The sequence below is a fragment of the Vibrio viridaestus genome, assembly GCF_003856525.1.
Lineage (GTDB): Bacteria > Pseudomonadota > Gammaproteobacteria > Enterobacterales > Vibrionaceae > Vibrio > Vibrio viridaestus.
On sequence record NZ_RJVQ01000004.1, the window covers coordinates 279,283 to 303,728 of the forward strand.

The 24,446-nt window shown below is 42.5% G+C and carries 17 protein-coding genes; 9 read left to right on the plus strand and 8 right to left on the minus strand.

Annotated elements, in window-relative coordinates; genetic code table 11:
- Positions 1–4 precede the first annotated feature (4 nt).
- From EES38_RS12005 to EES38_RS12020, 4 genes are all read right to left on the minus strand, one after another.
- Complete coding sequence (locus tag EES38_RS12005; protein ID WP_124937434.1) at positions 5–1,012, minus strand: adenosine deaminase; 1,008 nt, start codon at positions 1,010–1,012, stop codon at positions 5–7.
- A 155-nt stretch (positions 1,013–1,167) separates the two neighbouring features.
- On the minus strand, positions 1,168–2,199 hold the full coding sequence (gene dapD, locus EES38_RS12010) for a 2,3,4,5-tetrahydropyridine-2,6-dicarboxylate N-succinyltransferase (protein WP_124937435.1): 1,032 nt from the start codon (positions 2,197–2,199) through the stop codon (positions 1,168–1,170).
- A gap of 236 nt (positions 2,200–2,435) precedes the next feature.
- On the minus strand, positions 2,436–2,747 hold the full coding sequence (locus EES38_RS12015) for a YebG family protein (protein ID WP_124937436.1): 312 nt from the start codon (positions 2,745–2,747) through the stop codon (positions 2,436–2,438).
- 104 nt (positions 2,748–2,851) lie between these two features.
- A complete protein-coding gene (locus EES38_RS12020; RefSeq protein ID WP_124937437.1) occupies positions 2,852–3,757 on the minus strand; it encodes a LysR family transcriptional regulator in 906 nt (301 codons plus the stop codon).
- Positions 3,758–3,941: 184 nt separating this feature from the next.
- On the opposite strand from EES38_RS12020, the gene recC reads away from it, so the two are divergent.
- From recC to recD, 3 genes are all read left to right on the plus strand, one after another.
- Entirely contained in the window at positions 3,942–7,391 is a 3,450-nt protein-coding gene (gene recC, locus EES38_RS12025) for an exodeoxyribonuclease V subunit gamma (protein ID WP_124937438.1), read from the plus strand.
- A 247-nt stretch (positions 7,392–7,638) separates the two neighbouring features.
- Positions 7,639–11,268, plus strand: coding sequence for an exodeoxyribonuclease V subunit beta (recB, locus tag EES38_RS12030; protein ID WP_124937439.1), 3,630 nt, complete (start codon positions 7,639–7,641; stop codon positions 11,266–11,268).
- Positions 11,268–13,340, plus strand: a complete 2,073-nt coding sequence (gene recD, locus EES38_RS12035) for an exodeoxyribonuclease V subunit alpha (RefSeq protein WP_124937505.1) — start codon at positions 11,268–11,270, stop codon at positions 13,338–13,340. The genes recB and recD overlap by 1 nt, the downstream gene beginning before the upstream one ends.
- Positions 13,341–13,378: 38 nt before the next feature.
- Here the strand turns inward: recD and EES38_RS12040 are convergent, their stop codons facing one another.
- Positions 13,379–13,558, minus strand: a complete 180-nt coding sequence (locus EES38_RS12040; RefSeq protein WP_124937440.1) for a hypothetical protein — start codon at positions 13,556–13,558, stop codon at positions 13,379–13,381.
- 371 nt (positions 13,559–13,929) lie between these two features.
- A complete protein-coding gene (gene argA, locus EES38_RS12045) occupies positions 13,930–15,267 on the minus strand; it encodes an amino-acid N-acetyltransferase (protein WP_124937441.1) in 1,338 nt (445 codons plus the stop codon).
- A gap of 228 nt (positions 15,268–15,495) precedes the next feature.
- Between argA and mltA the strand changes: the two genes are divergently transcribed.
- From mltA to csdE, 3 genes are all read left to right on the plus strand, one after another.
- Positions 15,496–16,599 (plus strand): murein transglycosylase A, encoded by a 1,104-nt coding sequence (mltA, locus tag EES38_RS12050; protein ID WP_124937442.1) that lies wholly within the window; start codon positions 15,496–15,498, stop codon positions 16,597–16,599.
- A gap of 80 nt (positions 16,600–16,679) precedes the next feature.
- The gene (tcdA, locus tag EES38_RS12055; protein WP_124937443.1) at positions 16,680–17,492 is read left to right on the plus strand and encodes a tRNA cyclic N6-threonylcarbamoyladenosine(37) synthase TcdA; all 813 of its coding nucleotides are present in this window, start codon (positions 16,680–16,682) and stop codon (positions 17,490–17,492) included.
- A 10-nt stretch (positions 17,493–17,502) separates the two neighbouring features.
- The gene (gene csdE / locus EES38_RS12060; protein WP_124937444.1) at positions 17,503–17,934 is read left to right on the plus strand and encodes a cysteine desulfurase sulfur acceptor subunit CsdE; all 432 of its coding nucleotides are present in this window, start codon (positions 17,503–17,505) and stop codon (positions 17,932–17,934) included.
- A gap of 36 nt (positions 17,935–17,970) precedes the next feature.
- Here csdE and srmB read toward each other — a convergent pair whose 3' ends face one another.
- A complete protein-coding gene (gene srmB, locus EES38_RS12065; protein WP_124937445.1) occupies positions 17,971–19,194 on the minus strand; it encodes an ATP-dependent RNA helicase SrmB in 1,224 nt (407 codons plus the stop codon).
- A gap of 82 nt (positions 19,195–19,276) precedes the next feature.
- On the minus strand, positions 19,277–19,993 hold the full coding sequence (locus EES38_RS12070; RefSeq protein ID WP_124937446.1) for a tRNA1(Val) (adenine(37)-N6)-methyltransferase: 717 nt from the start codon (positions 19,991–19,993) through the stop codon (positions 19,277–19,279).
- Between the two features lie 166 nt (positions 19,994–20,159).
- Here EES38_RS12070 and brnQ point away from each other — a divergent pair, with 166 nt between their 5' ends.
- The 3 genes from brnQ to lysS all read left to right on the plus strand — a co-directional run bounded on the left by brnQ (position 20,160) and on the right by lysS (position 24,256).
- The gene (gene brnQ, locus EES38_RS12075; protein WP_124937447.1) at positions 20,160–21,476 is read left to right on the plus strand and encodes a branched-chain amino acid transport system II carrier protein; all 1,317 of its coding nucleotides are present in this window, start codon (positions 20,160–20,162) and stop codon (positions 21,474–21,476) included.
- A 132-nt stretch (positions 21,477–21,608) separates the two neighbouring features.
- Positions 21,609–22,707 (plus strand): peptide chain release factor 2 gene (gene prfB / locus EES38_RS12080; RefSeq protein WP_124937448.1). Its coding sequence is split into 2 segments (ribosomal slippage): positions 21,609–21,683 and positions 21,685–22,707, totalling 1,098 coding nucleotides; the frame shifts between segments, so codons are not numbered across the junction.
- A 28-nt stretch (positions 22,708–22,735) separates the two neighbouring features.
- Positions 22,736–24,256 (plus strand): lysine--tRNA ligase, encoded by a 1,521-nt coding sequence (gene lysS, locus EES38_RS12085; protein ID WP_124937449.1) that lies wholly within the window; start codon positions 22,736–22,738, stop codon positions 24,254–24,256.
- The last annotated feature ends 190 nt before the right edge of the window (positions 24,257–24,446 follow it).

Consider the following 24,446-nt stretch of genomic DNA (forward strand, 5'->3'; position numbering starts at 1 on the left):
ACAATTAAGACTGATCAGCAACAAACTCCAGAACTGTTTTGGTCATTCGTGCTTTTTCCTCATTGCTAATGAAACTGGCTTCAATAGCGTTAAGGGTAAATTGAGCCAACTCTTCTTTGGTGGTTGGCAGTGCTTCAGCGACTGCAACGAAGTTATCTGTCATGTAACCGCCGAAATAAGCAGGATCATCAGAGTTTATTGTGACGCATAGTCCCTGTTTCAGAAGTTCTACGATGTTGTGATCCTTCATATTCTGGAACACTTTTAACTTCGTATTTGAAAGGGGACATACGGTAAGAGGCATCCTACTTTCTTTTAAGCGTTCGACCAGATTTTGATCTTCTACACAACGTACGCCATGATCAATTCGCTCGACGTTAAGGATATCAAGTGCATCAATAATGTTTTGCGCCGGGCCTTCTTCACCAGCATGTGCAACTGCTAGAAATCCCTCTTCCTTCGCTAAAGCAAACACTTGAGCAAACTTTTCTGGTGGATGACCTTTTTCTGATGAGTCGAGACCAACCCCGACAATGTAATCCTTGTAAGGTAGGGCTTGCTTAAGTGTTTCGATAGCCTGCTCCTCAGGAAGATGGCGTAGGAAACACATAATCAACTGACTGGTAATACCGAGTTCTTTTTCGGCTTTGGTAAGCGCTGATGTAATGCCTTTCACGACCGTATCAAAGCTAATACCTCTTTCGGTATGCGTCTGAGGATCAAAGAATATTTCTGTGTGAATGACGTTATCTTGTTTACAGCGTAATAAGTAAGCCCAGGTTAAATCAAAAAAATCCTGCTCATGAATAAGAACATTTGCTCCTTGGTAATAGATATCCAGGAACGATTGCAAATTGGTAAATTGGTATGCCGCTCGCACTTCTTCTGGTGAGTTAAATGGGATCTCAACATGATTGCGTTTAGCAAGCTCAAACATAAGTTCTGGCTCTAGAGAACCTTCTATATGAAGGTGAAGTTCTACCTTCGGTAGTTCTTGAATGAAACGTAACATGTATATGCCTCTGAAAAATGGAACAATTTAAATAACTATAGGTGAGTAACCGAAGAAAATATAATACGAATTTATTGGAGCTAGGGAGTAATGATAGAAATAATAAAAGGCCAGTGCAATTGCACTGGCCTTTAAAAGTTGACTAATTGGTTGAATTAGTTGTTTGCGTGTAGCTGTTCGTTCAATTCTACAGCAGATTTGTTCGCTAAACATTCAACCTGACCCGTTGAAGAGTTACGACGGAACAGAAGATCTGGAACGCCAGCAAGATCACGGGCTTTAACGATTTCTACTTCGTTACCATCTTTGTCTAGCATGCGAACTTTTGTGCCTGCAGTAACATACAGACCAGATTCGATAGTACAACGGTCGCCCAGAGGGAAGCCAAGACCTGCGTTAGCACCAAGCAGTGAGTTTTCACCGATGGATACAACAACTTTACCACCGCCAGATAGTGTACCCATGATAGATGCACCACCACCGATATCGGAACCGTTACCCACCATAACACCAGCAGAAATACGTCCTTCAACCATGCTCACACCGGTTGTACCAGCATTGAAGTTGATGAAGCCTTCATGCATAACTGTTGTGCCTTCACCAACGTGTGCGCCAAGACGAACACGAGATGTATCAGCAATACGAACACCTGTAGGAACGATGTAATCGACCATTTTAGGGAATTTATCAACGCAATCGACAGAAAGAGAACGGCCAGCAAGGCGAGCTTCAATTTGGCGATCCGCTAATTCAGGTAGATCGATTGGACCTTCGTTAGTCCAAGCAATGTTGTGCAGCAGTCCAAAAATACCATCAAGAACAATGCCGTGAGGTTGAGCTAGACGGTGAGAAATTAGTTGTAACTTGAGAAATCCTTCTGCAACAGATTGTGGTTTGTCATCACTTTCAAGAATAACAACCACTAGAGGCTGGGCTGACTCAACAGCTTTTGTAGCAAAAGAAGCACTTGTATCCTGACCATTGGCAGCAAAAACGTCTGCAAGAGATTTACTCTGTACCGCACTAATTTCAATTGCTTGGTTGCCATCTTTATAATCAGCCACTTCAGCTACAGCAGACACAAGCTCACTAGATGGGTTTAAAATAGGTGCAGGAAAATATGCTTCGATAATTTTTCCGTCACGATTTTTGGTTGCAACACCAAGTGCTAAGGCGAAGTGAGCCATGATTTCATTCTCCGTATGTTGGGTAGAAGCGAAGCAAGCAATTAGGCTTGTTCGTCATAATTCATTTTTTAATTTAATAGGGTCATCTTAAAGAGACTCACTTTGAGTTAAAAGAGTTCCATAAGATAAAGTCCGGCAACCGATATGCTTTGTCTTTTTAGATATACATTGCTTTATAAAGAAGTGGGCCGTCATTGAGACGGCCCACAGTCATTTCGCACTAAAGCTGGCGCTGATTAGGCCGCTTTTTCTTCACTGTCTTTTGTGTCAGAGGATTCACTCTCGACTTTTGCTGCTTTAGGCTTTTTCTGGGTTGGACGTTTTTTGGCGCCAAGAGCATAAAGTACTTCTTCTTTGTTCTGAGCTAGGTACATTGCCAGCTCTTCTTGTTTTGCTTCGTCTTCGACTAGTTCACTTTTACCTAGGAGTGAAAAAAGCTCGTCAGCCATATCCAACATTTTATCGTAGGCGTCTGCTTCTGCTTTTGAGGTAAAAGTCATTTTCTCTTCTCCATTACGCTCTACCACGTACTTGACGATTACAGCCATGGTTAATCCTCTGATGATTAGTTTTAGGTGACTGGTTTTTTATACAGTATTTTGTGCTTTTCGTCCAGAATACTACACCATAGTGTGAGTTAAATGAGGATATTTTAGACGTTATGAGTAGGTTTATCCCATTCAAAACAAAACTGGATAAATCGTTTAAGCAACGGACTCTGATATTTTTCTTTATGTACCAGAAGCCAAAAGCGACGATTCATATCCAAAGAAACATTGAGGGTTTTAACTCTGCCATCATGAATCGCTGAATTTGCTGCAAGTTTTGACATGCAAGCATAGCCTATGCCCGCAGCGACACTATTGATAATCGCCTCTGTTGTGTTGAGTTCGAATGCTTCATGCCAATGTTCAATTCTTGGGGCAACTACACGCAAGAAAAACTCTCGAGAGCCCGAACCAGCCTCTCTTAGAAGCCATTCACTGTTTTCAAAATTTGATAGTGGAACAACATCGTCTTCTGCTAGGGGATTATTGGCGGAACAGATTATACACATTTCATCCTGACTGAACTGAGTTGAGATAAGGTCTGGATGGAGTGTTTTCCCTTCAATCAATGCAATGTCTAGCTCGTAATCAATCAGTTTTTGGCAAATGAGAGCGGTATTGGAGATAAATAGGGTTTGAGATGTGTGTTTGAGTTCTTTTCGAAAACGGCTGAGTAAGTAGGGGGCAACCTGATTTCCTATCGTATCGCTTGCGCCAACTTTCAATAGCCCCGTTAACAAACTTTCATCATCAAATAGGTGGCCGATAGTATTGGCTCGATTGAGCAATTCATCGGCTAAAGGAAGTAATTTCTTTCCTTCTTGGTTGAGGATGAGTCGATGATTAACTCTATCGAACAGAGCATGGCCAATTTGTTTCTCTAACTCGGATAACGCCATACTCACGGCCGCTTTAGAAAGGTACAGTGCGTCAGAAGCTTCGGTAAGCGTATTATGTTGGGTGATTGCTTGAAATACTCTAAGTTGTTTTAACGAAACATTTTTACTCATTACTATTACTCTGACTTAGCCACAGTCATATCTTATGGGAACTATCTTGCGCTGCAAGTCGAAAACAAAAAATAAATCATCGTTTTGTCGATGTTTCAGGCAAACTGCAAGGATACTTATAGAGTCCATTCTTGGCACTATGCTAATCTAGGACCATCCCCATTTTGGCTATTGGAATGAGAATTTGTTTACCGTTTATCACTCAAATAAACTTGAAACATTAAAGATTTTACTGGTGCATCTGATTAAATCGGAGCCCTATGAAAATCCATTTGAAGCGGAACAGATTTTAGTTCAAAGCCCTGGCATGTCTCAGTGGCTTAAAATGGCTATGGCGAAAGATATGGGCGTTGCGGCTAACATAGCATTTCCCCTGCCTGCGACCTTTATTTGGGATGTCTTCACTCAAATATTGCCAGATGTACCAACGAGAAGTGCGTTTAATAAAGAGTCGATGGTCTGGAAGTTGGTGCAGCTTTTACCGCAACTCAAGGAGCGAACCGAATTTGCACCGATTAAACAATATTTAGAACGCGACACTTCTGAGTTAAACCTCTTTCAGCTCGCAGAAAAAATTTCGGATATCTTTGATAGCTATCTTGTTTATCGCCCTGAATGGATTGATGCCTGGGAAAACGAACTTGAGGTGGAAGAGAATAAAGATATTCACCCTTGGCAACCCATTCTATGGCGTGAGTTGTATCGTTTTACAATTGAATTAGGTCAATCTCCTTATCATCGTGCCAATTTATATCAGGCTTTAATTCAACGCTTAAAATTGGTCGATCCATCACAGCTATCGCTTCCTAAGCGACTTTTTATCTTTGGGGTGACCGCTTTGCCTCCAAGATATATTGATGCCTTGCATGCGCTAGGTCAGCATATTGATGTGCATTTGATGTTTACTAACCCCTGTCAGCATTATTGGGGAGATGTCCGTGATAGAAAAACATTAGCCAGAATAGAGCAAGCAAGACGCAAACAATGGATCTTCAATAATCAAAACCTATCTGAGGGACAGTCCATTTCATATCTGAAAGGGTCTGTTGATGATAATGCTGAAGACACCATGCACTTAAACGGTGTCGTTGGTAATGAATTACTGGCATCAATGGGTAAACTCGGACGAGACAACTTATGGTTGCTCTCCCAAATGGACAGTGAAGAACACGAGTTGTTTATTGATATTCAGCGTGATTCTTTACTCCATAATATTCAGGCAGATATTTTACATCTAGAGGAACATCAGGATGATCATCTTTTGCTCACTAGTGACCATAAACAGTCTATAAGCAAAGGTGATAACTCCATTTCTTTTCATTCTTGCCACAGTGCGATGCGAGAGGTGGAGGTGCTTCATGATCATCTGCTATCTCTATTTGATCAGAATGACGATTTAACGCCCAGAGATGTGATTGTTATGGTGGCGGATATCAATGCTTATAGTCCGGCTATACAAGCAGTGTTTGGTAATGCCCCCGGAGAGCGTTATATTCCGTTTTCCATCTCAGATCGTACCGCTGATCAGGAATCACCAGTTTTAAATGCATTTCTTCACTTACTCAATCTTCCTCGCTCGCGCTGTCTAGCATCTGAACTACTTGAACTACTTGAAACGCCAGCCATCATGCGTAAATTTGATATCAGTGAAGAAGAATTTTTACAGGCCAAACTGTGGGTTGAAGAGTCTGGGATTCGGTGGGGACTTAATCGAAAGACTGCGGAACAGTTTGATTTGCCGGGAACGTATCAAAATACTTGGGAATTTGGTATCGCAAGAATGCTCGCTGGTTATGCCATGAGTGACGATGTTGAATGGTTAGTTCACGACAATGAATTTATCGCGCCATATTCTGAAATTCAGGGGTTAACTGCAGAGTTGGCCGGCAAGTTATCTATGTATATTGATACCATTAAGCTATATCGGAAGAGGCTGAATCACACCCATTCTGTTGATGAGTGGAGACAATTGATTGATGGCTTACTAGATGGTTTCTTTGCCGTCGATATTGAGGAAGAGGTTGCATTCTATACGATTCGCGAGCTAATAGGGCAGTTGAAGCAACAGCTTTCGGACTCTCAATATGACGCGTCATTGCCTTTTGACTTACTCGTATATTATTTAACGCAAAAAGTTTCAGGAACGCGAGTGAGTCAGAAGTTTCTTGCTGGGCAGGTTAACTTCTGTACTTTAATGCCAATGCGCTCAATTCCGTTTAAGGTCGTCTGTCTGCTTGGTATGAATGATGGTGTTTATCCTCGTAGTATTCCTGCAGAAGGATTTGACCTGATGGCATTAGCGGCAAGGAGAGGCGATCGCTCGCGCCGTGATGATGACCGTTATTTATTTTTAGAAGCACTGATTTCTGCTGAGCAGTACCTTTACATCAGTTATGTCGGTCATTCTATCCGGGATAAATCAGAATTAACGCCTTCAGTTTTAGTGACTGAGTTAGAAGAATATTGCCAGCAAAATTATGTCTTGGAAGGGGATGAATCATTGGATGTGGACGTTTCCGGAACTCGTTTACTGTCTGAACTGCGTTGCCTTCATCCTATGGTTCCCTATAGTTTAGATTCATTTACCGGGCCGAATCCAAGCTACGCATCTGAATGGTTGCCTTCTGTCCTGAGAGATTCATCTCAGAATACGCAAAACGCTCCCCAAATGAATGACTATTGGTTAGATAAGGCCTCACCGATAGAGTTGGAGTTAAGTGATCTACAGCGCTTTTGGCGTTCGCCAGCCCAAGCGTTTTTCAATTATCGATTAGGGGTTTATTTTAATGAGCCACTTTCAACGCAGAAGGATGAAGAGCCTTTTAATCTTAATGGTTTAGATAATTATCTGCTCATGTCAGACTTGATTCCCATTCTTCTTCAGAATTCAGGTCACGAAGAGTCTCTGACTTGTTTACGACAGAAACTTTCAGCCCAGGGCCGATTACCTGTAGGAGCATTTGGTGAACTCGATTTTCATCAGCAGGTTGAAAGGGTAACTCCAATTGTTGGTGAGCTGAAAGAATTGATTGATCAGCCTTTAGCTGACAAAGAGTTAGACCTGACGCTGAAGATTGATGAAAGACGCTCGGTCAACCTTGTTGGTTGGTTAGGAAATCGTTTTAGTAACGGAATCGTTCGATTTAGACCTGGAAGAATGCGTGCTCAGGATTACTTATCAGGATGGATCGAACATCTAGCTCATGCCGCCAGTGGTGAAAAGGCGGTAACCCACATGATAGCGCTTTCGGCCAAAGGTGGAGCAGAACATCTCTTTTATCAACCGATAGAAGATGTGATAGCAGCTCAACGTCAACTCACAGCCCTTGTTCGCCACTTCATTGATGGTCTTAATACACCGATACCCTATTTCCCGCGAACTGCTCTCGCGGGGATTGAAGCTCAGTATCAGAAAGGTCAATGGGTTGAAGATGAAGATGCGGTCAAAACCAAAATGGAACAAGCATTTTGCGGCGATTATTTTTCTTCTGGTGAAGGCGATGATCTTTACCTGTCAAGATTATGGCCTAGTTGGAATGATGACGTCTATGCTGCAGCGCGAGAATGGGCTATCTCTGTGTTAGAAACACCAAGACAGATGGCTAGGGAGTTTACCGGGAAAGATGAAGAATAGGGTGGCCGCCAGATTTATTGTGTTTTGTGTAGGGGATTAATTTTTCTGTACGGCCATAGGTCAGAGGGACCATTATTCGGTTAGTTACTAAATAACTGATGTGGCGATACTAGAGCCTTTCTTCACCGCTAACCGTGAGTTAGGTCTCAATCCAATAGCAACTGCTTAGGCTCGAGCTAAGTTTATAAATATTTTATCGACTGCGTCACACTATTCAGTCGTGTTTGATTAAGGATGGTTTAAAACGATGTCATCAGGACAGGATTTAAATGCCGAAATTTTGGATATAAACACTTTTCCTCTACACGGAGCGAGGTTAATAGAAGCCTCTGCGGGTACAGGAAAAACGTTTACCATTACTGGTTTATATCTGCGCCTTTTGCTCGGGCATGGAGGAGAACAATGTTTTCCTGAAGGGCCATTGAGAGTCGAACAAATACTCGTCGTGACGTTTACCGAAGCCGCAACGGCAGAACTTCGTAGTCGCATTCGAGATAAAATTCACCAAGCCCGAGTTGCTTTTGCTCGTGGAGAAAGTCACGATCCAGTGATAGCTTCTTTATTGAGCTCAGTTGAAAATCACCAAGAGGCTGCTCGCCTGCTTCTTGAAGCCGAAAGAGAAATGGATTCGGCCTCCATTTTTACTATCCACGGTTTCTGTCAACGGATGCTATTGCAAAATGCATTTGAATCAGGGAGCCGATTTGTTAGTGATTTTGTGACAGATGAAAGCTCGCTTAAAAGCATGGTGGTGGCTGATTATTGGCGTAAGCAATTTTATCCACTTAATATTGAACTGGCGGCGGAAATCAGACGACTGTGGCCGAACCCTGATGCTCTTGTGCAGGATATCGGACGATATTTATCAGGAAGCGCTCCGAGTTTAAGTGTTGAACCTTTGTCGGAAAGTTTGGGGTCTCTCCATCAGAAAAACTTAGATAAAATTACTGAAATAAAGCAAGCTTGGTTATCCGTATCAAGCGATGTAGAACAGTTGCTCAATGATTCTGATATTAAACGGCAGAGTTACAACAAAAAGAACTTACCTCTTTGGATTGAAAAACTGACGCTCTGGGCGAATAGTCCGACAACATCCTACGAGACAGCAAGCGAGTTAGAGAAGTTTAGCCAGAGAATATTGGATGAAAAGACCAAAGTGGGAGGTAAGGCTCCAACTCATGATGTTTTCCAGCAGATTGACCTGTTTTTGGCGCAAGATATTTCCATTAAAGCCCCTTTGATTTCTCATGCGATCTTTTCTTGTCGTCAGGCGCTACAAGAGATTAAGCAGGAGAAGTTGTTATTGTCCTTTGATGATTTGTTAGTTCAGTTATCATCTTCAATCGATTTTGATGATCAAGATATTTTGAAGCAAAGAATCCGGGCTTTGTATCCGATCGCTATGATCGATGAATTTCAGGATACGGATCCATTACAGTACAGTATTTTTAGCCGTATTTATCTGTCGTCCAAAGAGCCTTCCGGATTGTTCATGATTGGTGATCCGAAGCAGGCTATCTATGCTTTTCGTGGCGCAGATATTTTTACCTATATTAAAGCCCGAAATCAGGTGACAGCTCACTACACTCTGGCAACGAACTGGCGTTCAACGGCCGATATGGTTAACGTCACTAATACGATATTCTCTCAGGCATCCTCTCCTTTTCTCTATGACAACGATATCCCATTTATCCCTGTCAGTGCAGGAACAAACGCAGATAAAAACTACTGGAATATAAGTGGTCAAAAGCAGCCAGCTTTAACCTACTGGTGGCCTGAAGATACTGATGATGTATGGAATAAAGCCGATTATTATCAGGTAATGGCAAAAGCAACCGCTGGTCAAGTTCAAAGCATACTTGAAGCATCTCAACATTCAGACGCTTTCTTGGTTAAAGGTGGGAAAAAACAATCCATTGAGCCCGGTAATATTGCCGTGCTAGTCCGTACTGGTAGTGAAGGACGAATGGTACAGGATGCCCTAAATCAACAGGGCATAGCCAGTGTGTATCTATCTAATCGAGAAAGTGTATTTTCGACACGGATTGCCAGAGATATTTTACTTTTGATGGATGCGGTATTGGCTCACGATGATGAGCGTAAACTGAAATCATGCTTAGCATCTCCCATGTTCGCACTTGAAATTAGTTGGCTCGATAACCTGAGTGAAGATGAATGGTTATGGGAAGCGACTGTTGCTGAATTTCGACTCTATGCTCAATTATGGCAGGAGAGAGGAATCCAGCCAATGCTCAGAGCTGTGTTGCTAAAACGGCATATTTCTGAACGTTGGTTAACCGAAACGAATGGCGAGAGAGAGTTAACGGACTACCTACATATCAGTGAGTTGTTGCAACAAAGTAGTGCGGAGATAGAGAGTCAGACTGGGTTATTACGCTGGTTATCCCAATCGATTAGTGATGCTGAGCAAGGCGTAAATAATAATGATGAACAGATTCAACGTCTTGATTCAGAAAGAAACCTAGTGCAGATCGTCACGATTCATAAATCCAAAGGGTTAGAGTACGATATTGTGTTTCTACCTTTCATCATGAGTTATCGTCAGGCGAGTGAAGCCAAGTTCTATGATGAAACGAGTGATAAAACCGTCCTCGATTTATCGCAAGGTGAACAGTCACTGATCAACGCAGATAAAGAACGATTAGCCGAGGATTTACGCTTGCTTTATGTTGCAGTGACTCGAGCTGTTTTTACGTGTTACGTTGGGATAGCTCCACTTAAGCAAGGTCGATCAACCAAGGGGCCTACCGGTGCCCATTTGAGTGCGCTTGGATACCTGTTACAAAATGGGCACGAGGGCTCAGCAAGTGATTTATCCGCTGCTTTACAAAAGCATGCTGCTCTATCTGATTCGATTAAAATTGTGACTCCTCCAGATCTTGCAGACCATCGATATATTGAGCCTGAGTCGGATACGAAAGCGTTAAGGGCCAGTGAACTTGAACGTAAGATCGAGCGAGTCTGGAGGATGACAAGTTACTCTGCATTGGTTAAATCTCGTCAACATCATATCGATGCTGTTTTTGAGCTTCCAGGTTTTGATCTTGATTCGGCTGATGAGGCTGAGTTGGACAGTTTGCTTGAAAGCGAAAAGACCATTTTTACATTTCCCAAAGGGGCTCGCCCCGGAACGTTTTTGCACAGCGTATTTGAAAATATCGACTTTACTCAGCCAGCGCAGTCCGAAGAAAATCTAGCGGTGATCACTGAGTTGATGGACACGGAACAACTTGATCATGAATGGTTACCTGTTATTCAATCGATGATCGATTCAGTAATGTTGACGCCGCTTGATGGTCGAGATTTAAAACTAAGAGACAAATCATTGCAATTCCGGTTACACGAGCTTGAGTTTTTGTTGCCGATAGAGCTGTTACAAAGCGACGTGATAAACAGAACTCTAAAGCGGTATGATAAGTTGTCCGTTGATGCTCCTGAATTAGATTTTTATTCAGTTAAAGGCATGATTAAAGGATTCATAGACCTTGTATTTGAGCATCAAGGGAAGTATTACGTGCTGGACTGGAAATCTAATTTTCTTGGTGATACCCCTGCCGATTATCAGCCGTCGAAACTAGCTCAAGCAATGATCGAGCATCGATACGATTTTCAGTATCAGCTTTATACCGTTGCATTACATCGATTTTTAGCAACCCGAATTCCTAATTATGATTATGAAGAGCATTTTGGCGGTGTCTATTACCTCTTCTTGAGAGGTATAGAAGGTAAGGGCAATAATGGCGTATTTTTTACTCGGCCTGAAAAACAGTTTATTCAAGAGCTTGATGCCATTATAAACGGAGATACTGTGGCGGAACGAATAGCAAATAATGGTCAAATGGAGTTGGATTTATGATGGACAACATTTTAAGTTTGCTCAGTAAATTATGCGCTCATGGTATTATTCGACCTCTTGATTACCAGTTTGCATTGTTCGTTGCAAAACAAAGTGACTCTGACAATGCCTGTTATGAAGCGTGGCTCGCCGGGATTACTAGCTATCAATTAAGTCTTGGACATATTTGTTTTCCGGTATTGAGCGATGATAACCAACTCGTTAACCTGACAATGCCTTTTCCTCTGTCAACTGTTGGTATCGAAAGTGAACTTGTCAGTCTTGAGGAAGTGGATTGGTTGAGCGTAATCAGTCGCTCATCCGTTATTGGTTCCCCGTCGAGTAAAACTCCGCTTATTTTTGACGGAAAACGTCTTTATCTGCATCGTTATTGGTTTTATGAGTCCAACTTAGCAAATCGGCTTGTGGTATCAAATGATGTAATGCTGTCGCAGCGAAATGTGCAGAGATTGAATGAGAGTTTGGGGCGCTTATTTACTCGCTCGTATTCCCATATCTTTCAAGCAATTAAAGCGTTGCCAGAGCAAAGTGAGAATTATCTGCGTCGCATCTTGTGTGAAATGTTAGATGTGGTCGATGAAGCTGCTATCGAGTGGGGTCTAGTGTCTTCAGTTGTTGAGCAAGCCAAGACTGTGCGTGACTTAGCCATGTTAGATAGACTCATTCCTGAGTCCGCTACATTGAATTGGCAGAAAGTGGCTGCTGCGGTTGCGATAAGTCAGCCATTTTCGGTTATTTCCGGGGGCCCCGGGACTGGTAAAACGACGACTGTCGCTAAACTGCTTGCTGCACTGGTTGAAGCGTCTGTTGAACAAGAGTCACCACCGACGATAAAATTAGTTGCCCCCACAGGAAAAGCAGCGGCTCGTTTGACAGAGTCTATCGGTATGGCAATTGAGAACTTACCGATTGAGCCTAATATCCGTGAGCATATTCCAACTCAGGCTGGTACGATTCATCGCTTACTTGGTGCAATACCCAATCGTGCCAATTTTCGCCATGACAAGAGTAATCCACTGCATCTGGATATCTTAATTGTGGACGAGGCATCCATGGTTGATTTATCACTGATGTATAAACTTTTCGATGCTATTCCTTCGCATGCGAAGGTGATATTACTTGGCGATAAGGACCAGTTAGCTTCGGTTGAAGCAGGGGCCGTTTTGGGCGACATATGTTCTTTTCAGAAATACGGCTATAGTGCTTCACATGCTAAGTTAATCGAGCAGTTAACTGGGTTTCAGGCTAAGTTTCTCCAAGGCAAAGGCGCCTCTCCCGTAATCGCCAACAGTCTATGTATGTTGCAGAAGAGCTATCGTTTTAATTCTCGATCTGGGATAGGGCAGTTAGCTAAATCGGTCAATAAAGGTAATGGACAAGATATCGTCCAAGCACTAGAGAGTGATTATTCAGATGTCCACTTTTCCGAACTATCCGCATCAAGTTACCAATTTATTATCGATAAGCTGATAGAAGAGTATCAACCTTATCTTAGTATCATCAACGATGACGTAAGCACGGATACGGAGAATCAAGCGGCTTTAGCGTTAAGGGCGTTTTCTAAATGCCGTATGCTCTGCGCTGTTAGAGATGGCGACTTTGGTGTGTATGGGGTGAATGAGCGCGTGGAAAAACGGCTGAGAGCCAGAAAAAAAATTCGTATTACTGAAGACAGTTGGTATCCAGGAAGGCCAGTCATGATCATAAAAAACGATCATAACCTAGGCGTCTACAACGGTGACATTGGCTTATGTATGAATGATGAACAGGGGCGCCTCAAAGTGTATTTTGATCTACCGGATGGGACCGTGAAAGGGATATTACCCAGTCGGTTACCCCAACATGAAACAGCTTACGCAATGACCATACATAAGAGTCAGGGCAGTGAGTTCGATACCACTTTACTTATGCTACCTCCAGAATATTCACCCATCGTAACGCGTGAGCTTATCTATACAGGCATTACGCGAGCCAAGTCTAGTCTGTATCTTTTGGCAAATAAGACAGTATTTTTGAGAGGGGTAAAAACGCTAACGAGTCGAGCGAGTGGATTAGCCGATCTGTTATCTTGATTTGGTTACCAAACCATCCATGGTTTGCTCTAATACCATTAAAATAATGCGGATGAAAATGATATGGAGCGAATTTTATAGCGTTCCTGAGATTCTAAAATGAAGGATTTTACTTGTTCTGAAACAGGGAAAACACAGTGAACATCATGTCCTTCTAAGAATGCGTTGTCGCCCATATCCCAAAAACTTTGTAGAGAGTTACAGATAACTGTTTTCATATAATATTATGCTCTTATAACCAATTATTAGTCCTAAAAGCGCTCCCTGCTTACTTTATTAAGCCGAAGAAAAACCCAACACAGTTCACATAATTGAACATCTCCCTATCGAGCTGCGCGAATTTTACACAAATCTAAAAAAAATAAAAGTGTTTATTTTTTAGTCTTTTTATGTGTAAACGATTGCATTTCATAAAGAAAGCTAAACAGTATAGGTTATTAAGTAATTTATGCTCTATTTGCTGGTTATATGCGGTAATTTGCGTAAAAAAAGACGAAAATCATGAAGTGCTAATTTAAATTGGTATTTACTAAGAATGGAAGGGATATCACATTTTAAGTGAGGCAATTAAAATTGCCTCAATGCTGGATTATAAATCGACAACCAGTATTTTGGAGCGTCTTTGGTAGTTATACAGATTTTGCTTTTTCATCGGTAGAGCATTAACGCCCACTTCGACAAAACCTTGTTCTCTAAACCAGTGAACGCTGTGTGTCGTCAATACAAACAATTGCTTTATATTGAGCTTTTTTGCTTGGTTCTTCATATGTTTGAGTAAAAGCAGGCCTCTGTTGCCATCTCTATAATCACCATGAATGGCTACACATGCCATTTCCGCCATTCTTTCATCTGGGTATGGGTACAAAGCGGCACAGCCAATGATCAGGCCATCTTTATCGATGATGGTGAACTTATGGATTTCCTGCTCGAGCTGTTCTCTAGAACGTCTCACAAGAATACCGTCTTCTTCCAGAGGCCGAATCAATTCCAAAATGCCACCAATATCGTCAATATCGGCCTGGCGTATTTGTTCAGCGCTCGCCATGACAATCTGTGTTCCGATACCATCAAATGAAAACAGTTCTTGGATCAGTGCGCCATCTTCTTTATAACTAACTAAGTGACTTCTCGGTACACCGGCCCTGCAGGCTTTGCTAGAGGCACGTAAGAAACGGATCTTTCCTGTACTGTTATCATTATCTCCAGGATTCTCGATCTCATACTTATGCAATAACGTATCAACATCAGTGGGAAATAACTCTGCGATGGAGTTGCCTTTGTCATCAATGATACCTTGCTGAGAACAGAACCCGATCAGTTTATCGGCTTTCAGGCGTATCGCGACTTGTGTTGCTATTTCTTCTGAGAGCAGGTTAAAGCATTCACCTGTAATTGAGGCAGCAATAGGACCTAGTAACACGATGGAACCTTGTTCCAGCGAGCGATTGATGCCATCAATGTCGATACGCCGAATTCTGCCACTGTGGCAGTAATCAATACCATCCTCTACTCCTAAGGGCTGAGAAATGACAAAGTTACCACTTACTACGTTTAGCTGAGTACCAGCCATCGGCGTATTATTGAGGCTCATAGATAAGCGAGCTGTCACGGCGAGTTGAAGTTGACCTGCTGCTTGCATAACTAAGCTAATAGCATCGCCAGTTGTCACTCGGATACCTTTGTAATAAGGCGTTTCACAGTGATTGGCATCCAAAATCTCATTGATTTGAGGTCTTGCTCCATAGACGATAACGACTTTTATTCCTAAGCTATGAAGAAGTGCAATATCACTAATAATGTTGGGAAAGTTTTCGTCCGCGATTGCTTCGCCGCCCAGCATGACGACCATGGTTTTACCACGATGTGCATTCACATAGGGAGCAGACTGGCGAAATCCTTTTACTAGAGCAGTGCTACGTATTTTCACAATGGTATCGCTGTTGTTTATTTATGTTTTAATAATGACTTTTTATTCATAAATACTCAAGGTGTTTTTCTGGGTAATATGACAAAAAAAGAAACGTTGTTAGAGTAAATATGTTCATCATAATTCTGTTAGAATTTTATGATAATGTCAGAATATGTTGCTTTTAGATTGTAGTTTAAATTTGAATTTGCGATCCTCTGGCAACTTTTAAAGTACTTTGGATTTTCTGTGAAAAAACAACTCTTATGTTTAGGGATAATCAGTCTACTCGCTGGTTGTGTTAACCCGACGGATCGTGGTCAGCAATATAAAGATGGTCAGTTACCTCAAGTCTTAAATCAGTCTTATCAGGTAAAAACGAATTCGCCGCGTGACTTTTCAGAATTTGAGGAGCAAAGTCGTTTAGTTGTCGACAAGTCGAGCTCTATGGCCAGTATTTACGGTTCTCTATATAGCCAGTTAAATGAGTGGGCTTTACAGAGTGGTGACCCACAACAACTTGCAAAGTTTGGTGTCCAGGCTGCTCAGTTAGGTGGTGGAGACAAAAAGGGTAATGTTCTTTTTACCGGATACTTCTCACCCGTTATTGAGCTAAGACACACACCAGACTCAGTGTTCAAGTATCCAGTGTATGGTAAACCCAATTGCACAAAAGAATGCCCAACCCGGGCACAGATTTATGCTGGAGCATTGAATGGTAAAGGACTTGAGCTTGGCTATGCGAAGAGTTTAATCGATCCTTTTATTATGGAAGTTCAGGGCAGTGGATTTGTGCACTTTGGTGACGATGATACGTTGGAGTATTTCGCTTACGCAGGAAAAAACTTTAAAGCTTATGTCAGTATTGGCAAAGTTCTAATTGATAATGGCGAAGTGGCTAGAGAAAATATGTCATTGAAGGCCATAAAGCAGTGGGTCGACACTCATCCGGAAACTGAGGTCAGAGCGCTACTCGAACAAAACCCTTCGTACGTCTTTTTTGCACCGAAAAATGCAGCACCTGTAACGGGGTCTGCTGGAATTCCTTTGTTGCCTATGGCGTCTGTAGCCGGTGATAGCAAGTGGCTTCCTATGGGAACTCCAATACTCGCTGAAGTACCTCTTTTGAATGCTGATGGGACCTGGAGCGGAACTCATCAATTGAGATTATTAATTGTTCTAGACACTGGTGGAGCGGTTAAAGACAACCACCTTGATCTATACCACGGTATGGGACCAAGAGCCGGAGAGCAGGCCGGTCATTACAAACATTTTGGTCGGGTTTGGAAATTAGGTCTGGTGAATTCACCGACACAGTCTCCTTGGGTTAGTCCACCTGAAAAGCTAGAATAAGTGGCTAGACTTTTTATTAGAGAGTGCGTATAAATCGCACTCTTATCTTTTGTAGCAATATTCTCTATTGGATTTTTGTCATGCGTACTCCAGAAACTCCCGCATCCGATTCATACAACCAACGTTTTGGTGGCACTCGTCGACTATATGGTGTTGAGCCTGTCGAGATATTAAGGGCGTCACATGTTTGTATCATTGGTATTGGTGGTGTTGGATCTTGGGCTGTTGAGGCACTAGCAAGAACGGGTGTAGGTGAGTTGACGCTCATCGATATGGATGACGTCTGTGTTACCAATATCAATCGCCAAATTCATGCAATGAGTGGCACCGTTGGACAAAGTAAAATCGAAGTGATGGCTGAGCGGGTAAAACTCATCAACCCTGACTGTAAAGTTAATCTAATTGATGATTTTATTTCTGCGGATAATCAGCATGAGTATCTGACCAAAGAGTATGACTACGTATTAGATGCAATAGACAGTATAAAAGCAAAAGCATCCCTTTTGGCTTATTGCAGAAGTAATAAGATTAAGGTTATTACTGTAGGCGGAGCTGGTGGGCAGATCGATCCAACGCAGATTCAGGTCGCTGATTTAACCAAGACAATTCAGGATCCTTTGGCGAAAAAAGTCAAAGATCGCTTACGACGTTTCCACAATTTCCCCAAGAATCCTGCTCGTAAATTTGGTATTGATTGTGTTTTTTCGACTGAGCAACTGAAATACCCTCAAGCGGATGGCTCTGTATGTGCAGTAAAATCAACTGCCGAGGGGCCAAAGAGAATGGACTGTGCGAGTGGTTTTGGTGCGGCAACGATGGTAACAGCCAGCTTTGGCTTTGTCGCTGCTGCTCGTATCGTCGATAAAATTATCGCTAAATACAGTGCAAAGTAGTGGCAGAGAGATGAGTATATTTCCAGAAATCCCCTTTGGTAAGACAATTGATTCAGAGAATGTCATGCAGATAATGGCAGATAAAACCACTTGGGAAGACCGTTATCGACAACTGATCTTATGGGGTAAGCAGATACCTGCTCTTCCAGACGAGTTTCGTCGTGATGATGTCACCGTGAAAGGGTGTGAGAGCGTCGTTTGGCTAGTATCCGAACAGCATAATGATATTTGGCAATTTTATGCCGACTCAGACGCGCGCATTGTGAAAGGATTGATTGCTGTTGTACTAGCTGCGGTTAATGGTAAGACGACAGAGCAGGTTGTGGCGTTTGATATCAATTCCTACTTTGAGCAACTTCATTTACTTCAGCATCTTAGTCCTTCTCGAGGAAATGGTCTGAAAGCGATTGTCGATACTATTTATGAAGAGATTAAAAAATAAAGCTCCGTTAAGGAGCTTTATTTTTATAATGATCAATTATTTAGATTTTTTCTTAACCTTTGTTTTTTTCACTTTATCTTTGACCACTTTCTTTTTCTTTTTAAACACAGGCTTTTTGTGTTTAGGTCTGAGGCCGTCAATAAAGCGTTCTTTCACTTCTTCCTTAGTATAGCGTTGGACTCGATCCATCATGGGTTGGTCATGAGCTTCAACTAACGAAATAGCGATACCTTTTTTACCTGCTCGAGCTGTTCGACCAATACGGTGCACAAATACATCTGCAGTACGTGGTAAATCATAGTTTATAACGTGGCTGATATCTGGAATATCGAGTCCACGAGCAGCGACATCTGTTGCGAGCAATACGTTAACGGTTCCATCTCTAAAGCGACTGATGGCATTATTACGTCGCTCTTGTGGCATCTCACCCTGAATCCAGGCGCATTCGATTTGACTCGATTCTAGCTCTGAACGTAATGTTGCTAATATTTCTCTGGTTTTAACGAAAATAATCGCTTTTTCAGACTGTTCTGTCAGGATGTGCTTAAGCAGCGCATTTTTATGCGCCAGATCGTCTGCACGGTGATACCACTGGGTGATTTTTTTACGCTCACGACGTGGCGGTTCAGCCTCAACCTCTGCCGGATTATTCAATAGATCCGCAGTAAAGCCTTCTACACCTTTACCTTCAAGAGTTGCAGAAAAAAGTAGCGTCTGTTTGCGCCAGCGACATTCAGCTGAAAGGCGGTCTACCGTTGGGCCAAAACCCATATCGAGCATACGGTCAGCTTCATCAAGAACTAACCATTCAATGGCTCGGCAATCGAACTTTTCTGCTTCGATGTATTCCATCAATCGACCCGGTGTCGCGACAACAATATCCTGAGTTTGTGCCAGAATATCAGCATGCTCTTGATATTGAACACCGCCAGTAATTGTGACGATATTTAAATGGGTGTATTTCGCAAGAAGCCTAGCTTGATCTGCAACCTGTATCGCGAGTTCACGAGTTGGAGTTAACACTAGAATGCGTGCTGGACCAGGCTTCTTACGGGGAAAGTCTTGCAAGTATTGTAATGCAGGGAGAACAAACGCCGCTGTTTTTCCTGTCCCTGTGGGCGCAGATGCAAGTACATCTTTCCCGTCTAACGCTGCTGGAATAGCCTGTTCTTGAATATGAGTTGGCCTCTCATATCCGGCTTCTTCAACCGCTTGTAAAAGATTTGGATCGAGATCTAAGTCTGCAAAATGTCGTATCACAAGCAGTTCTCCGCAGTAATAAGGTCATAAATTAAGGGGCGGTATTATAGTGGGATCTTTTGTGATGATCACACTTTATTTACTACATCTTGAGATAAAACTCGCGAGTTAGCGCTATAAAGCCAGAAGAATAGTCGCCATCCACGCGTATTGTTAGAAATTCCTCTGTAGTTTGACACGAAGACTTTATGAGTTTCAACATTCTGCGCGTTGGCTGTTTCTTATCGGTCGGGCTAACATGACACACTTTCTGTAAAAACCAGCCTTGTGCTAAGGCTTGTTGAATAAATTGCTCACACTCTGCTACCGGCAGAATGAAACTGGCAATAGCGTCATCAGTAGAAAGCATCCAAGCCGACTTTAAAAGGTCGGCATAGGAGAGTGTATCCGTATGTCTTGCCATTGCACGGCTTAGATTTTCTGTTCTCTCTCCGGTCATAAAATAGGGCGGATTACAGATTATGGAAGAGAAGCATTTTGCTTCCGAAAAATCTTTGATATCAGCATGATATATAGTGATTCGCTCTGACCAGGTTGAGTGTTCAACATTTATTTTAGCGGCTTCAATTGCATCTTCATTTATATCGACAGCTGTTATTTTTAACTTGGGAAAACGCTGAGCCATCATCAAAGTAAGTAGTCCGGTTCCGGTACCAATGTCGAGTAGTTCGCCTCTCTCATTCGCATCGGCCCATGCACCAAGAAGAACCCCATCTGTACTTACTGGCATACCCGCAGAGCCACCAATGATCGAGAACTGTTTGAAGTTAAAATTTTTAGTTAAATACTTTTTAGTCATATGTTGGTTTTTTGTACTGGTAAAGCTTTCTTTACGTTTTATAAATAACTATTTTAACCCTAACTATTGAATATTTTATCCTGTCCATTCACTATTCGCCCCCTTAATAATGGGTGTCATTGACACTAAAGAATAAACACAACATTAAAGTATAAAAGGGTGTTCTGTGAAACAGACATTAAAAACATTCGATATTGTTGCTCTGGGCTTTATGCTATTCGCATTTTTCCTTGGGGCGGGTAATGTTATCTTTCCGCCTTTAGCGGGACAACTAGCTGGCGAACATTTATACCCAGCAATGGGTGGATTTTTGCTGACGGCTGTAGGCTTACCATTGGCTGGTATTATCGCTGTTGCGCTTGTTGGCGGAAGTTGGGCTAATTTGACCAAAGACTTGCCAGTAAGAATTTCCACATTAATGGCAGCGCTAATTTTTATTATTATTGGGCCTGCGTTTGCAGCACCTAGGACAGGACTGGTTGCTTACGAGATGGCGGTCAATCCGTTGCTTGGCAATACCAGTGCGACGCATTTAGCGCTCTTTTCTATTCTCTTTTTTGCGGTTGCTGGATTCTTTTCTTGGTATCAGGGAAAACTGATTGATCTGATTGGAAAAGTACTGACGCCTGCTCTTTTTGTCGGTCTGGTAATCGTTGCCGTTGGCGTATTCACTAATCCCCTCGGCGCGATGCAAACGCCCGTCGGTGAGTATATGACTCAGCCTCTGACAAAAGGGTTCCTGGAAGGTTACAACACCATGGACACGTTCGCTTCTCTGATGTTTGGTATGCTAATGGTGGATGCTCTAAAAAATAAAGGCATCACTGAAATGAAAGCGACCACGAAATATCTGATTTGCGCTGCCTTTATTGCTGCTGCTGGTCTTGCCTTTGTATACACATCGCTCTTCTATTTAGGTGCAACAAGTTCTGAGATCGCAGCCGGTGTCGATAATGGCGGGACTATTCTAAGTCTTTATATCCAAGAGCTATTTGGTGCTCAGGGACAACTGGTACTATCGATTATCGTACTTTTAGCGTGTTTGACGACGGCTATTGGTTTGATTTCAGCCTGTTCAGATTACTTTAGTTCACACACACCTTTAAGTTACAAAGGTTGGGTAATCATCAATAGTGCTCTGTGTGCTTTGATTGCTAATGTCGGGTTATCACAGTTAATTTCACTGTCGATTCCGGTACTTTTTGCCTTGTATCCCGTCGCGATTGCCTTGGTCGCTTTAACATTTATCAGAAAGTCTTTTTCTAATCGTCAGGCAACATACCGAGTTGTCCTTCTGACGGCATTGGTTTTCGCACTTATTGATGCGGCCAAAGTTGCTGGAATCGATGTTTCTGCATTTGCTGTACTGCCTTTATTTAATATTGGTATGGCATGGTTACTACCGACGGTAATTGCTTTAGTTGCTATGTACTTCGTACCCGGTACAAAAACGGTTGAGCAAACAGAGACACTGAACAGCTAACCATTTCTCTTCTCTCGTCTGCTCGGACGGGAGAAGAGCATTTCCCTACCAACTTCAAACTTTCCCTGTATCTTCGCTGCGTTTTTCAGTACAATTCCGCGGTTAAATTCTATGCTAAAAATTAGAGTCCACATGTTTGAAATCAATCCAATTAAAAACCGTCTTCAGGATGTGTCAGAGCGCACAGAAGTCCTGAGGGGGTATCTTTGACTATGACGCAAAGAAAGAGCGTCTAGAAGAAGTCAACGCCGAGTTAGAACAGCCTGACGTATGGAATGAACCTGAGCGTGCGCAAGCCTTGGGTAAAGAGCGTTCATCTCTTGAACTTGTTGTTGAGACAATCGATCAGCTTCATCAAGGTGTTGATGATGTTGAAGGGTTGCTTGAACTGGCGGTTGAAGCCGAAGATCAGGAAACATTCGATGAAATCGAGCCAGAGTTAGCGGAACTGGAAAGTAAGCTAGAGAAGCTTGAGTTTCGTCGCATGTTCTCAGGTGATCACGATTCCTCTGACTGCTACCTTGATCTCCAGGCTGGTTCTGGTGGTACTGAAGCTCAAGACTGGACATCGATGCTACTCCGTATGTATTTACGTTGGGCAGAAGATAAAGGGTTTAAAGCCGAGGTTATTGAGGTTTCTGAAGGTGAGGTTGCTGGATTAAAATCAGCAACGGTACGTTTGTCCGGTGAATACGCTTATGGGTGGTTGCGTACTGAAACGGGAGTTCACCGTTTAGTTCGTAAATCTCCATTTGATTCGGGCGGTCGACGTCATACTTCATTTGCTTCTGCGTTTGTTTATCCTGAAGTTGATGACAATATTGCGATTGATATTAACCCCGCTGATCTTAGAATCGACGTTTACCGCGCTTCTGGTGCGGGTGGTCAGCACGTAAACACCACTGAGTCAGCGGTACGTATTACCCACCTTCCGACCAACACGGTAGTGCAGTGTCAGAACGATCGTTCTCAGCATAAGAACAAAGATCAAGCGATGAAGCAGCTGCGTGCAAAACTGTTCGAGCTTGAACTGCATAAACAAAATGCTGAAAAGCAAGCTAACGAAGATGCTAAGTCTGATATCGGTTGGGGCAGTCAGATCCGTTCTTATGTCCTTGACGATTCTCGTATTAAAGATTTACGCACTGGGATTGAAAACCGCAATACTCAAGCCGTCCTTGATGGCGATCTAGATAAATTTATAGAAGCTAGCTTAAAATCAGGCCTCTAGCTTTCACCGAAAACAGGGTACATCCAAAATGACTGATGCTATTCAAAACGAACAAACTCAAGAAGAAAATAAGCTCATAGCTGAGCGCCGCAGTAAATTGGAGCATATCCGCAAAGACAGCAAGGCGAATGGTCACCCAAATGATTTTCGCCGTGATAGCTTAGCGGGAGATTTGCAGGCTCAATTCGGTGAAAAGACAAAAGAAGAATTAGAAGAGTTGAATCACGTTGTGGCGGTTGCTGGTCGAGTTATGGCTAAGCGCGGTCCTTTCCTCGTTCTTCAAGAAACTTCTGGCCGTATTCAAGCTTATGCAGCTAAAGACGTGCAGAAAGAACTGAAAGCAAAATATCAAGGTTTAGATATTGGCGATATCGTTGGTGTAAAAGGTGCTTTACATAAATCAGGTAAAGGCGACCTTTACGTTAACATGGAAGAATATGAGTTGTTGACGAAAGCACTTCGTCCATTGCCTGAAAAATTCCATGGTTTAACCGATCAGGAAATGCGTTACCGTCAGCGTTACGTTGATTTGATCGTGAATGAAGAATCACGTAATACATTTATCATTCGCTCTAAACTTGTTAGTGCCATTCGTCAGTTCATGACATCAAAAGGTTACCTAGAAGTGGAAACGCCAATGATGCATGTTATTCCTGGTGGCGCAACGGCTCGCCCATTCGTGACGCACCACAACGCGTTAGATATCGATATGTATTTGCGAGTGGCTCCTGAACTGTACCTAAAACGTTTGGTTGTGGGTGGTTTTGACCGTGTGTTCGAAATTAACCGTAACTTCCGTAATGAAGGTTTATCTGTTCGTCACAACCCTGAATTTACCATGATGGAATTTTATCAGGCGTATTCTGACTATAAAGATCTGATGGACCTTACTGAAGAACTGTTAAGCACAGTAGCACTGCAAGTTCTTGGCTCGACTTCAATGCCTTACGGCGAAGAAACCGTTGAGTTTGGTGGCAAATATGCACGTATGAGTATGCTGGAAGCGATCAAACACTATAATCCGGATCATGCTGATATTCAGGCTCTGGATTATGAAGGTGTCAAAGATCGCGACCATATGATGGCGATTGCAAAATCATTGAAAATGGAAACGGAAAGCTTCTGGACATGTGGTCAGCTTTTAGAAGAGATCTTCGGTGAAACGGCTGAACCAAACTTGATGCAGCCAACTTTCATTACAGGTTATCCAGCAGATATTTCGCCTCTGGCAAGACGTAATGATGAAAATCCATTTATTACTGATCGCTTTGAGTTCTTCATTGGTGGACGTGAAGTAGCAAATGGATTCTCCGAGTTAAACGACGCAGAAGATCAGGATTCTCGCTTTAAAGCTCAGGTTGAAGCTAAAGATGCTGGTGATGATGAAGCGATGTTCTACGATGCTGACTATATCACGGCTCTAGAACATGGTTTACCACCAACGGCTGGTCAGGGTATTGGTATTGACCGTCTAGCGATGTTATTTACAAATAGCCATACTATCCGTGATGTTATTTTATTCCCAGCAATGAGACCTGTTGCTAAATAACGGAAATTTAATAAAAAATTCAGATTAATATCAAAAGGCCCGAGAACTATTTCCTCGGGCCTTTTTCTTTCCTTCTTTGCAGCCTAACTTCAGAAATATCAAATTCCTGTTTTACACGTGTTGATTTACAGGTTAGTCTTAATATTGAGACAGTATATTTATCCAACAAGTTGTAAGGTAGCGTCTCAGA

Bases quoted from the DNA above. Each gene is read 5' to 3' on its own strand.
- EES38_RS12005 (WP_124937434.1), bottom strand. From the start codon at position 1,012: ATGTTACGTTTCATTCAAGAACTACCGAAGGTAGAACTTCACCTTCAT.
- dapD (WP_124937435.1), bottom strand. From the start codon at position 2,199: ATGGCTCACTTCGCCTTAGCACTTGGTGTTGCAACCAAAAATCGTGAC.
- EES38_RS12015 (WP_124937436.1), bottom strand. From the start codon at position 2,747: ATGGCTGTAATCGTCAAGTACGTGGTAGAGCGTAATGGAGAAGAGAAA.
- EES38_RS12020 (WP_124937437.1), bottom strand. From the start codon at position 3,757: ATGAGTAAAAATGTTTCGTTAAAACAACTTAGAGTATTTCAAGCAATC.
- recB (WP_124937439.1), top strand. From the start codon at position 7,639: ATGTCATCAGGACAGGATTTAAATGCCGAAATTTTGGATATAAACACT.
- recD (WP_124937505.1), top strand. From the start codon at position 11,268: ATGGACAACATTTTAAGTTTGCTCAGTAAATTATGCGCTCATGGTATT.
- EES38_RS12040 (WP_124937440.1), bottom strand. From the start codon at position 13,558: ATGAAAACAGTTATCTGTAACTCTCTACAAAGTTTTTGGGATATGGGC.
- tcdA (WP_124937443.1), top strand. From the start codon at position 16,680: ATGCGTACTCCAGAAACTCCCGCATCCGATTCATACAACCAACGTTTT.
- csdE (WP_124937444.1), top strand. From the start codon at position 17,503: ATGAGTATATTTCCAGAAATCCCCTTTGGTAAGACAATTGATTCAGAG.
- EES38_RS12070 (WP_124937446.1), bottom strand. From the start codon at position 19,993: ATGACTAAAAAGTATTTAACTAAAAATTTTAACTTCAAACAGTTCTCG.
- lysS (WP_124937449.1), top strand. From the start codon at position 22,736: ATGACTGATGCTATTCAAAACGAACAAACTCAAGAAGAAAATAAGCTC.